General features: G+C 61.4%; 9 protein-coding genes and 1 pseudogene. 1 reads left to right on the forward strand and 9 read right to left on the reverse strand.

From position 1 onward, the window contains the following. Nucleotides 1–216 precede the first annotated feature (216 nt). Nucleotides 217–1,914 carry a thiamine pyrophosphate-binding protein gene (locus tag KMAL_RS00915; protein ID WP_110093876.1) on the reverse strand — a complete coding sequence of 566 codons (1,698 nt, stop codon included), beginning with the start codon at nucleotides 1,912–1,914 and terminating at the stop codon, nucleotides 217–219. Between the two features lie 227 nt (nucleotides 1,915–2,141). On the opposite strand from KMAL_RS00915, the gene KMAL_RS00920 reads away from it, so the two are divergent. Further along, nucleotides 2,142–2,969 carry a nucleotidyltransferase domain-containing protein gene (locus tag KMAL_RS00920; protein WP_110093877.1) on the forward strand — a complete coding sequence of 276 codons (828 nt, stop codon included), beginning with the start codon at nucleotides 2,142–2,144 and terminating at the stop codon, nucleotides 2,967–2,969. Nucleotides 2,970–3,090: 121 nt separating this feature from the next. On the opposite strand, the gene KMAL_RS00925 is transcribed toward KMAL_RS00920, so the two are convergent. From KMAL_RS00925 to KMAL_RS00960, 8 genes and pseudogenes are all read right to left on the reverse strand, one after another. Continuing rightward, nucleotides 3,091–4,401 carry a serpin family protein gene (locus KMAL_RS00925; protein WP_146044129.1) on the reverse strand — a complete coding sequence of 437 codons (1,311 nt, stop codon included), beginning with the start codon at nucleotides 4,399–4,401 and terminating at the stop codon, nucleotides 3,091–3,093. Between the two features lie 23 nt (nucleotides 4,402–4,424). Continuing rightward, nucleotides 4,425–4,748, reverse strand: a complete 324-nt coding sequence (locus KMAL_RS00930; RefSeq protein WP_110093879.1) for a DUF4282 domain-containing protein — start codon at nucleotides 4,746–4,748, stop codon at nucleotides 4,425–4,427. 63 nt (nucleotides 4,749–4,811) lie between these two features. Then, nucleotides 4,812–6,521 (reverse strand): DUF4852 domain-containing protein, encoded by a 1,710-nt coding sequence (locus KMAL_RS00935; protein ID WP_110571022.1) that lies wholly within the window; start codon nucleotides 6,519–6,521, stop codon nucleotides 4,812–4,814. A 16-nt stretch (nucleotides 6,522–6,537) separates the two neighbouring features. Then, nucleotides 6,538–7,344: a hypothetical protein gene (locus KMAL_RS00940; RefSeq protein ID WP_110093881.1), complete on the reverse strand. Its 807-nt coding sequence runs from the start codon at nucleotides 7,342–7,344 to the stop codon at nucleotides 6,538–6,540. A 392-nt stretch (nucleotides 7,345–7,736) separates the two neighbouring features. Further along, on the reverse strand, nucleotides 7,737–8,777 hold the full coding sequence (locus KMAL_RS00950; protein ID WP_239019869.1) for a L,D-transpeptidase: 1,041 nt from the start codon (nucleotides 8,775–8,777) through the stop codon (nucleotides 7,737–7,739). Between the two features lie 185 nt (nucleotides 8,778–8,962). Then, nucleotides 8,963–10,297 (reverse strand): annotated as a pseudogene (locus KMAL_RS00955) (dihydroorotase); the annotation flags it as partial. Between the two features lie 138 nt (nucleotides 10,298–10,435). After that, nucleotides 10,436–10,576 (reverse strand): hypothetical protein, encoded by a 141-nt coding sequence (locus KMAL_RS17090; RefSeq protein WP_167400036.1) that lies wholly within the window; start codon nucleotides 10,574–10,576, stop codon nucleotides 10,436–10,438. Nucleotides 10,577–10,615: 39 nt separating this feature from the next. Continuing rightward, entirely contained in the window at nucleotides 10,616–11,980 is a 1,365-nt protein-coding gene (locus KMAL_RS00960; RefSeq protein WP_110093882.1) for an Nramp family divalent metal transporter, read from the reverse strand. Nucleotides 11,981–12,140: the final 160 nt, after the last annotated feature.

Genomic DNA, 12,140 nt, shown 5'->3' on the forward strand with positions numbered 1-12,140 from the left:
GGCTTTCACGCGACCGGAACCGGCTGTCCCCACCGGCCACGGGGCGTCCATGTCGCCTGATATGCCATGCTGGTAACGCAATGGGGGATTTCACAATCCATGGGAAGCCTATTTTTCAAATAGCTGCCCTCCATCATATCAGGGATATGTCATATTATCCAACGCGATAAGGCACTTGGCCCCAGCCGTTGCGCCCACGTTGCAGGGTGGGAAGGTTCATTCCGCGCGGATCATGATTTCCACCACATTGGCACGCCCCGATGCGATCCCTGCCTGAATGGCGGGGGCGATGTCGGTGGCGCGCGTGATCCTGCAGGCCGACAGGCCATAGGACGTGGCCATGGCCTGGTAATCTATGGCCGGGTCATTGAGGTCCATGGCAAGGTAATGGCCGTTGCGGCTTGAAACATAGTGCGTCTGGCCCCGCATGAAGCCTTTGAGCACATTATATTCCTGGTTGTTCATGATGACGAAGGTCACCGGCAGTTTTTCATGCGCGGCCGTCCAGATCGCCTGCGGGGAGTAGAGCGAGGCCCCATCGCCCACCAGGCACACGACAGGCTCCCGCCCCAGGCCCAGCGATGCGCCAACGGCGGCGGGCATGCCCCAGCCCAGCGCGCCGCCGCGCAGGAAGGAGTACTGGGCGGGCCAGTCACTGTCGAGGAAGGAGCGCACATGTGACGAGGTTGCGATGGCCTCGTCCACGATGGCGATGTCCGGCCCGATGGCGCGCACGGCCTCGTACGCCGCGACACAGGGGGCAATGGCCGGTTCGGCCATGCGGTCCAGCGCGGTGGCGATGGCCCTGTTGCGGCGTTCGCGGTTGCGCGCGGTCACGCTTTCACGTGCGGTGGCATAGACGTCTTCGCGGCCTTCGATCGCTTTTTTCAGAAGGGGCAGGAACGCCTCCAGCGAGGTACGGATATGTCCGACCAGCGACAGCGGCGTATAGAAGGTGCGTCCCAGATCCCCGATATCCGCCGAGACCTGGTAGATCGCGCAACCCGGCGGCACGGCGGAGCCTTCGGAATACAGGATGGTGATCAGCGATTTGCCGCCCAGCGCGAAAATCGCATCATAATCCGCAAGCTTTGCCGCGATGTCCGTTGCGCGTGTGGGCAGGTTGCCTTCCCACAGGGGATGGGATGTTGCGAAAGGCACGCGTGACGGCCACGACGAACCGAAGACCGGCGCCCCCAGAAGGTCGGCGACAGCGGCCACCTGCGCTGCGGCACCTGCGGCGTGGACCTCATCCCCCGCGATGATCCAGAGGCGCCCCGGCGCGATCCGGGCCAGATGCTGTGCAAGTTCCGGCAGGCCACCTGCAATCGAGCACCGGTCGATCTGCGATGGGGGGGCGGCGGAAACCGTGCTCATTTCCTCCATCACGTCCATGGGCAGCGACAGGAAGACCGGTCCCGTGGGCGCGGCCATGGCGTCGTTGAAGGCACGGTGCACCAGCACCGGCAACTGGTCGGCATGCATGACTTCCTGCGCCCATTTCACGGCGGGGGTGGCAATGCTGACCAGATCCCCGAACAGGAGGGGGTCGGAGATGGTATGGCGGGAATCCTGCTGTCCCGCCGTCACGACCAGTGGCGTCTGCGAGACGCTGGCGTTGAGGAGGTTGCCCATGCCATGGCCCAGTCCCCCTGCCGTATGCAGGTTCAGGAAGCCGGGACGCCCTGCCGCCTGTGCATAGCCATCGGCCATCGCGACGGCGCTGGCTTCCTGCAGCGCCAGCACATAATGCAGGTCCGGGCGTTTCTGCAGTGCGTCGATCAGCGGAAGTTCCGTCGTGCCGGGATTGCCAAAGATATATTTGACCCCCTCGCTTTCAAGAATTTCGAGCAGGATGTCCGCGCCCCGGCGGCTGCGCTGTCCATCGATATCACTGACTGCCGTGATCTGCATGAATGGCCTCTTCCATACTGGTGTTATTGCAACTGTAATATGAAAATGGCGATTGTCATCCATCCAACTGTGTCCGGGCGCATATAAGACAGACGATGACATCTGGTGCGGGGATATCGGTCATTTCTATTCAAAAACACGTTGCCGGATATAATGTTACGATACCTGCCGCAGCGTGCCCCCGCCACGCAAAGCTATATTTAAGATACAGGACTGGTCCCATCGAGATGACGCATGCACAAGAATGGCTCCGTGCCATTCCCGACAGTTTCTGTCCCACCGCGCTTGCGGACATTGACCGGACATTGCACGCCATCAGGGCGGAGCAGGATGTCACGATCCCGCTTGCGATCGAAAGTGGCAGTCGCGCATGGGGCTTCCCCTCCCTCGACAGTGATTATGACTGCCGGTTCATCTTCATCAGGCCCATGGCGCGATACCTGTCCCTCTGGCCGGTGCGCGATGTCATCGAGGTTCCGCTGACACAGGAACTCGATATCAATGGCTGGGATCTGGCCAAGGCGCTCCGCCTGCTGCTGAAGGGAAACGTGGCGGTGATGGAGTGGCTGTCCTCCCCCATCATATATGGGGCCGATGCGACATTCCGCGCGCAGTTCCTGGCCCTGGCGCATCGTGTATGCAATCGTACGCTCGTCGCGCGGCATTACCTGCACCTTGGTGAAAAGCAGTATGACCGGCATTGCGGCATGCAGGTGCATGACATGCGGATCAAGAAGCTGTTTTACGCCCTGCGTCCCGCCATTGCCCTGCGCTGGCTGCGGCTGCATCCGGCATGCAATGTTGTGCCGATGCACTTTCCGTCCCTGCTGGGTGAATGCGAACTTGAACCGGCCACGGTCGGGATGATTGACGACCTTATCCGTGCGAAGGCGCAGACGCGTGAAACCCGCCTGATTGAGATGCCGGCCGCGCTGGACCGGTTGATGGCGCGTGAATTCGCCCTCGCCCATGAAACATTCGACCGCCTGTCGCCAGAGGTTCCAGCCGATGCCATGATGGAAGCCGATGGATTTTTCCGCGCCTGGGTTCGGTGAAAATGCAAAAGGCCCATGCGGAATGGAGGCATGGGCCTTTTTGACGGCGGCGTTTTCTGAAGCTTTTATTACTTAACGATCAAGTTTTTGGTGCGGTCCATTCCATGAATGGACCGTGATTTCATGGCGTGCTCAGGGTCATGTCAAGGCGCTGCATCATCTGCGGCAGCGGGATCTGCAATTCGGTAAGGGGCAGGCTTTTCGTGCCCGACGATTTCATCGTGAAGGCAGGCAGCTTGTCAGCCATCAGCAGCGCGACCAGATGCGCCTGGTCATCCGGCAGCCCTGCACGACGGGCTTCGTTTTCCTTCATGGCGATGACCTGCTGGTTCGCCGCGTCCGGGTTCTGCTGCGGCATCGACGTGTCGGGAATTTCCTGATCCCGTTTATCGTTGTCCCGCAGGTCAAGGGTCACGTCGACGGCCTGCAACGTCAGGCGTGCGACGTTCTGGGCAATATTGAACACCGTCATCCCGTTCAGGCCACGGACATTGTGGTCCAGCACCGACAGGGTGGCGGTATCAAGCAGCACGGGCGAGAAGTTGCCCAGCTCGACCTTGCCATGCCAGTTGCCGAAATCCGTGAAATTCCCGCTACTTGTCATGGTCATCACGGACCTGGCTTTCTGCAGGTCATACCCGATGTCCAGGGTGCCATGCAGCGCGTTGTAACCATCCTGTCCCGCCTGTCGGGCAAAGGACGCCAGGATGCCCGGGATCGGCGCGCCGGGGCCGGCGGCGACGATTTTCTGGACCGGGACCGTGAGGCCGGAGAACGAAAGGTCAATGTAATACGGTATCGCGTGCGCCGTATCGATGCGGGAAATGTCCACGCTGCTGGCCGTGACATCCACCGCAGGCGCGATGTGCCATTTCACATCCGACAGCGACACAGTCCCGAAAAGCGAGGTACTGACGCTGCCATATTCCACGGCACCCAGCAGGTTCATGCTTTCCAGCGCGTCATGCACGCCCTTCGCGGCCTTCTGAGAGGCCTGATGGTGCACGACACCCCATCCGACGAGCACGAGGCAGCCGATCCCCCCTGCCCCCGCCTGCAGCCAGCGGCGATATTTCTGCATGAAGGAACGACGGTTTTCCGCATCGCCGAGTTCATGGGCGGCCTTGGTCATGTATTCGGCGGCCGAACGCTGTGCCGCCTTGACCTTGGGGGCCTGTGCCGCCACGAAATTGGACGTACGATGGGAAAATGCCTTCAGGCCCTCCCCCAGCTGTTCCAGCGTTTCGTCCGCCCTGGCCGAACTGCCCAGGCCCGTTCCCGTGGCGATCCCTCCCCGCGCCAGCAACGTGCCCGGTGGGATCAGCGGCGTGATGTGGGGCAGCAGTCTGCTCATGGGGGGCAGCAGCATGGAGGCGTTCGCTGCTGCGGCGCCTGCCGGGATGGGTGTGCCTGCGGTCTGCATTACCGTCATCGTCCCTTTGTCTGCGTCGAGGATCAGGCGTGCTTTTGCGTATTTTCACGCTGCCATGCCAGTTCATCGCGGATCATGAACACCACCAGCACGGTTTCACACCCGATGCGCGTCAGGATGATGCTGATGACGGTCGTGATGAGGGCGACGATACTGCCAAGGACCAGTCCGACGATTGTCGGCAGCGTGGTGGACTCCCCCGCCATCTGCGCGGCATTGATGCACAGCACGAGGATGCTGATGAATGTCGCCAGCCCGGACAGCACGCAGAAGACCACGCCGATATAGTAGAATATCTTCATGAACTGCGGGGTGATGAGCGTATCGAAGGACAGGAGGGTCTTCATGATGTTCGGTCCTTGGTAAGGGAGATATGGTGTGGGCGTGCCGGGGGCACGATGTGACGGGTATCAGGGGGCCGGATTGCGTGCGGCCGCCTGCGTGGCATTGGCGATCTTGCGGTTTTCGATTTCCGTGGGATCGGTTGCATCGGCGCATTGCGCCTGTTTGCAGGCATAGGAGCGCGTGACGCTGAGTTGTGCGTCAGGGAAGTCCCCCTGCGTTGGCGTGGTGAGCAGGCCGCTGACGAGGTACCATCCGGCGTCACCGAAATCGGCCTTGTCATCCGCCATTGTCAGGCTCAGATGGCCCGGCCATGTCGTGGCGACATCCTTGTGCCCCGAACCGCCGGTCTGGACCAGCAGGCTGACGGGAACGGGCTTTCCGTTGCCCTGCATGGAGGCGAAGCGGGAGGCGCGGATGTTGTCGAGTGAATGGAACAGTTCAACCGGCCTGTCATCATTGACCCAGTTCGCCATCCGCACGGGAACCGGGGCCGTGCCAAGTTCACGTATTTCGCTGTCTCGTCGCGCCACGAGCTGCTGCTGCCGTTTGGCCGCCGCGATCCGCTGTGCCTGCGCGCGCTGGGCCGCGATCTGTTCCGGCCCGGCCTGATACAGCAGCGTTCCAAGGTGCTGGTCGCCATAGACGCTGTAGCCATGCACCGTGGCGGAATAGGTCGGTTCAGACGCATTGTCGTTGACACTCTTGGGATCGACACTGAATTCCAGCACGATCCAGATCCGGCGGTTCATCCAGCCGTAGCTTTCGCGCCTGTGCTCGAAGTTGCGCGCCTCTTCGGGGGACATGGCAAATCCGGTGATGGATTCCATGTCCTGCGCATGCAGTTCCACGGCCGCCGGGATGCCATCGGCCGCGCATGGACGGCCAAGCCGCAGGAGATTCCCGTTGATGTGGATCGGGAACATGTTTTCCTGAAAGTCGTAATGGCCGAATTCTGTTTCCAGTTCGGCATAGATGACATTCGGCGCGACATCGCCGCTGTGGGCCTGCATGTCCTGCCCGGCTTTTTCAAGCACTTCATGGAGCCGGAAATCATCGTTCCTTGAACGGAACCATTCCGACTGCATATGCCCCTGCGCCCAGCATTTCTGCGCTTCGGGATTGGCCGGGAATGTCGGGTCGTTTTTCCCGGCAAACAGCATGTAGCCCCAATATCCCTGCTCCCCCTGTGGCGGGACGGAGGCTGGGGGTGCCGGCGCCACGGCGGCCTGCACCTGATCCGGGACTGCTGGCGTGGCCGGCGGCGCAGGCTGGGCCGCGGCGGCATCCGCCGCTGGCGCAGGGCTGGTCTGTGGCATAGGTCCGGTGAACGGGTTGGGCGGCGTGTCGTCGTGCGGGGGCGCTGCGGGAGGGGTGGTCAGTTCTGGCGGATTTGCTGCGGCAAAGACCCATCCCCCGCTGCGTTCGGCGTGGTAATGCCCGGTGATGCGGCCCTCTTCCGAGACGCTGGCATCAGCGCGTTCCGCCGTGGGGCATGTCTGCTCGAACTCGCGCCGCATCTTGTCGAGAAGTGCCACCTGTGCGGTCGGGTTGCCCTTGTCCTCGCTTTCGCTGGACAGGACCATCTTCAGGCGCAGGTTCGACTGGCACCACTGCGCGCCGCCTGCGGCATAGACCTCGATATGCCTGGCGCTGGATCGTGCGATCAGCGCTTCTTCGTCCGCCCATGCCGCGACAGGCGCCAGCATCATGGCCAGCGCAACGCCCCCGATCAGGCGTTGACGCATCGTGCCTTCGTGCAGAACCGACCGGATCATGCGCTTGTTCCTCACGTCAGTTGAGTTCCCATACACCCTGCGCCGAACGGCATGCCGTTTCGGTCGAAGTGCTGGATTTTCCCTTGTCGGTTGCGACGGTCTTCAGGTCGCGGCAGGTGACGGTTGCGTTGACTTCCGACGAAACCGTCTTGCCTTCGGGGGCGGATGGGGCCGCATCAAGGTCAAATGTCCCGGTGGTTGCGGCATGGTGGCTGCCGGCCGCCAGCGGCTGCAGCGAAGACGCCATGACGTAGCCGACCGAGCGGCCATGCTGTGAAACCAGCATCCAGTTCTGCCCCGTCAACTGCCCCACCACCATGATCACGGAATGGGTCGGCAGCGTCATCGCGACGGCGGCGGATGTGGATGGCGAAAGGTAGACAGGGGTGGATGACGTCGCCTGGTAACGCGCGCCAATCGCATGGATCGATCCCGGCGCCGCCACGTTGGCGTTGCGGGTAATGCGGATCGACTTGTCTTCCTGTCGGGTATTGGACGTGGTGATGGTGGCACGCATGGTGGAGTGGTCGGACTGCCACGTTACCGTGCGGTTGTCGCCCTGCGCCATCAGGAGCTGCTGCTGACGGCGGGCCAGCGCCTTGCGATCCATGTTGTCGAGCATGTTGCCGATGCTCGAACCAAAGGATTCCCCGCCGATCAGGCTGGCAAGGCCGGCCACGACATGGTTGCGTGTCGTATGGATGCCGGGTTCGGCCCCGGTCTGCGCGGTATTACCAGACTGATCGGTCGCACATCCCGAAATGGCAGCCGAGATGCAGAGAACGGAAAACGTTTTTACGCCAATCCGGTAAAAATCACGCATTACCAATATTTTCCCGATATATTCTATAAGTGAAATTTTGCAATCACATAAAGGTGCTTCATTTGAGCGTCAACGGAAAAATAGACCAATCAGGATTAAAAATATGGACCGCCTGAGTCTGTATTAAAATGTTCATTATATATTCATGAAAATGTAAAAATATCTGAAATTGAAACCTGAATTTCAGGAAGAAAAAATAATCGACCGATAATATCGCATAATTCCGGTCAGCAGGTTTTTTCCTGTGGACACCCGATGCGGATGGCTGGGAAGCAAGTCCCGCCCCATGCTACGGAAGATATTTTCCCCGGAATGAAATGAACAGGAAATATCATGGGGTTTTCATGATTATGCTGTGAAAGATAACCATGAAAATTTCAGGTTTTATGGATTTAAAGGGTTGTCGTGTCTTCGGCCGCGGGCTCACTTGGAGCAGGAGCAGGAGCAGGAGCAGGAGCAGGAGCAGGAGCAGGAGCAGGAGCAGGAGCAGGAGCAGGAGCAGGAGCAGGAGCAGGAGCAGGAGCAGGAGCAGGAGCAGAGTTGGGATTGGGATTGGGATTTTGCGCCTGGGCCAGGAACCTTGCAAAATCGTCCTGCATCTTGCGTGCCAGTTCCGGGTCGGAAAGTTGTGCATCCTTGTGCGAGGAATCAATCACGACGACCCTGTCCCCCGCGAGTGGGTCGGGAACATGGTTTGCGCCCAGAAGGGCCTGCAGGGCGCGCGCGTTCTGGCCGTCATGGATCTGGCTGTCGAGGTCGCGATCAATCAGGCCATGATGGTCAAGAAACGTATTGAAGCGTGAAGGGATGCGAATGCAGCCTTCGGAATCCGAACGGCCCAGACGCCCTTCCAGCAGGTCGGGATCGGTTGCGTGCATTTCCAGGCGCACGACGGCCACGGCACCTTTCCTGCGCCAGTCCTCGGTTGTCTGCCATCCGAAGTCCCAGACACGCATGCCCTTGTTGCCGTTACCGCGTACGCCGAACTCGTTTTTCGTCCCCTGCGCACGGTAGCCATAGATCTGCCCGTCATTGAGGAAAATTCCCACCGGCGTACGGAAATGCTCCGTCCGGCCCGGGCGTCCCGTGCTGACACGCACCGAACCCAGCGCAATCAGGTTTTCAAGCGCGCCCCCGCCCACGGCAACCCACAGGCGCTGTACGCGTTCGGCGCGGTCCACGACCAGTACGACCTGCGTCGTATCGGGCCACAGATGCGTCCTGTCCAGAAGTTCCTTTGCCTGCGCAAGGGCCGTGACCGTAAGGCTGTCGCTCGCCCGTGCGACCTGTGGCCCCACCTCGGCCTTCAGTGCGGTGCGCAGGGTGTCCATTTCCCGTGTGACGTCAGGTGGGGCGGACTGCGCATGTCCCTGTGTCGCAAGCCCCCAGATAATCAGGAATGTTCCGGCAGCCGTACGTAAACTTATCTGCATCTGGCTTCCGGCATGACGGTCTGGCGATCCCGTGGATTTATATTCTGTTTTGCAAAACCGACTGAATGCATCTTTTACGGTATTCTTTATTTCCCTGCCGCGCTGGTCCATTTCCTCCATGCTGAGGCGTTCGGTACTGTCACACCGTCATCCATGGATGGGCGGGTGACGGGGTCCTGCGCCATGCCTTGCGGTCGGTCCGTGGCATCGAAACGGAAAGGCTGGCCGATGGCCTTGCCGGGCAGTTCGCCTTCCCACATGACGGTATTGCCCCGGATGATGGTCCCGACGGGACGGCCGGTCAGGGTGCGGCCGACAAAAGGCGACCATCCACAGCGCGACGCCAGCCAGTCCTGTCGGATCTCCCAACGGGCGTCAAGGTCGACAATCGAGAAATCAGCGTCATAGCCTACGGCAATCCGTCCCTTGCGCACCAGTCCGAACAGGCGCTGGGGTCCGGCGGACGTCATGTCCACCACCTTGCGCAGCGTCAGCCGTCCTGCCGCGACATGGTCGAGCATCAGCGGCAGCAGCGTCTGCACACCCGGCATGCCGGAGGGAGAGTCGGGATAGGCGCGCTCCTTCGCCGTCATGGTATGCGGGGCGTGGTCGGATCCGATGATGTCGGGTACCCCCTGCCCCATCCAGTACCACAGCCCGTCACGCGCCGCGCGGTTGCGGATCGGCGGGTTCATCTGCGCCAGGGTGCCCAGTTCGGGGTAGGCCTCCTCCGCCGCCAGGGTCAGGTGCTGGGGCGTGACCTCGCAGCTGGCGATGTCCTTGTTGGCCGAAAGGAATTCCAGTTCCGCCGGGGTGGTGACATGCAGGACATGGATACGGCGGCCCGTCCTGCGCGCAAGGGCCACGATACGCTGCGTCGCGCGCATCGCCGTTTCCTCGTCACGCCAGACCGGGTGGGACGACGGGTCACCCGCGATCCGGTGCCCAACGCGCTCCAGCAGCCTGTCCTCGTCCTCGGCGTGGATTGCGACGCGGCGGGAGCCGGAGCGCAGGACACGTTCGAGGATGCGGTCATCGGACACCAGCAGGCTGCCGGTGGAGGATCCCATGAAAATCTTGATCCCCGCCGTGCCCGGCAGCTTTTCAAGCTCCCCACACTGTTCCGCATTATCTGTCGTCGCCCCGACATAGAATGCGTGTTCGCACCACATGCGTCCGTGCGCACGCGCCAGCTTGTCCGCCACGGCTTCGGGAGTGTCCGTGGGGGGGCGGGTATTGGGCATCTCGAACACGCCTGTCACGCCACCAAGCACTGCGGCGCGGCTGCCGGATTCCAGGTCTTCCGCATCGCCGGGGCCGGGTTCGCGGAAATGGACCTGCGTGTCTATCACGCCCGGCAGGATGGTCAGGCCCGTGCATTCCAGCGTACGATGCGCGCTGCCCGTGCCGCCGATACGCGCGATGCGCCCGTCGCGCACGAAAATGTCCGTCGTCACGGTCTGGTCGGGAAGGACGACAGTCCCATTCTTCAAAACAAGGTCGTACGATGTGCCCGGCATCTGCTTTCCCGTCTCGTTCATGTTTCAGGAGCAGATGAATGCACAACCGGCTCCGGCGGTGGACGGAAAATAATCGACATGAACCCACACGTCCAGAAGAAGACATGTGCTTTCACGCATGGCATCCCGTCATGCGACCTACTGGAGAATGAAAAACAGGGTTATGCACGCAATCGCCATCGTGATGATGACAAGGCGGCCGAGGTGATAGTCCGGGGCGGCATGCCGGTTGCCCAGATGCACTGGCGCGGGCGTGACATCATGCGTCGGGTCGGTCATTTGCTCCTCCGTAAACGAATGGATGCTGCGTGCCACTGTTCAGCCCAGCGACATCAGGCTGTCCCACAGCAGCCTGGCATTGAGGATGAGGATGACGGCAGCGATGCTCCATGCGATGGCTTTCATCGCCGGGGGGATCGCAAATTCCCCCATCTTGCTACGGTCCGAGACGAACATCACCAGCGGGATGACCGCGAAAGGCAACTGCATGGACAGGATCACCTGACTGAACATCAGTAACTCCCCTACCCCGTGCGCGCCATAAAGTGATGTGACGAACAGGACGGGAATGACCGCAAGGCCGCGCGTCAGCAGACGGCGCGCCCATGATGGCATGGACAGGTGCAGGAACCCTTCCATGACGATCTGCCCGGCCAGTGTGCCGGTAACGGTTGAATTCATGCCTGCCGCCAGAAGGGCCGTTGCGAACAGGGTCGAGGCGATCCCCACCCCCAGCACGGGCGACAGCAGGCGATAGGCATCTGAAATCTCGGCCACGTCGCGATGTCCGCTGGCATGGAATGCCGCCGCCGCGACAATCAGGATCGCGGCATTGATGAACAGCGCCAGCACGAGGGCGATCGTGCTGTCGAGTGTCGACCACCGGATGGCGTCGCGCCGCCCCGCCGGGGTGCGGCCGAAGGCGCGGGTCTGCACGATGGAGGAATGCAGGTACAAATTGTGTGGCATGACCGTCGCCCCGATGATGCCGATGGCGATATACAGCATCGAAGGATCGGCCAGGATCTGCGTCGATGGCACAAAGCCGCGCAGGATCGCGGAAATGGAGGGAACGGCCGCGATGATCTGGACCACGAAACAGCCTGCGATAATGACCAGCAGTCCGATGATGAAGGATTCGAGGTAGCGGAAGCCGCGTTGCATCAGCAGCAGCACGACGAAGGCATCCGCAATGGACACGATGCATCCCCCGATCAGGGGCAGGCCGAACAGCAGTTGCAGGGCGACGGCCGTGCCGATGACTTCCGCCAGATCGCACGCGATGATGGCCAGTTCGCATGACAGCCACAGGACGGAATTCACCAGCGGGGGGAAATGGTCCCGGCATGCCTGCGCCAGATCATGGTCGGTCACGATGCCCAGTCGTGCGGCGAGTGCCTGAAGCACGATGGCCATCAGGTTGGACAGCATGACGACCCACAGCAGGTGATAGCCGAACTGCGCGCCGCCCTGCAGGTCGGTGGCCCAGTTGCCCGGGTCCATGTATCCGACCGAAATCATGTATCCCGGCCCGACGAACGCCAGGAAACGACGCCACCACCGGGCGCTGCTGTCCGGGACATGGATGCTGGCATGGACTTCGGGCAGGCTCCGGACTTCCGTGCCCTGCCGGGTGAAGCGCCATGTCCGCGAAGGCGGCGACGCGGGAGGAGGAGCGGACATGAAGACCTGCCTGAAAACCTTGGTGCCAGGTCATTGAACGCCACTGCCATAAAATATGCAACAGGCTATATCTTGTAGTGATAACAATTTTTCATAGCATGCAGATTACAGGGCCGCGGGCAACGCGAACCCGCAGGGGCATCCTGTTGTCAGGGGTGTG

This window comes from Novacetimonas maltaceti (assembly GCF_002906255.1).
Classification (GTDB): Bacteria; Pseudomonadota; Alphaproteobacteria; order Acetobacterales; family Acetobacteraceae; genus Novacetimonas; species Novacetimonas maltaceti.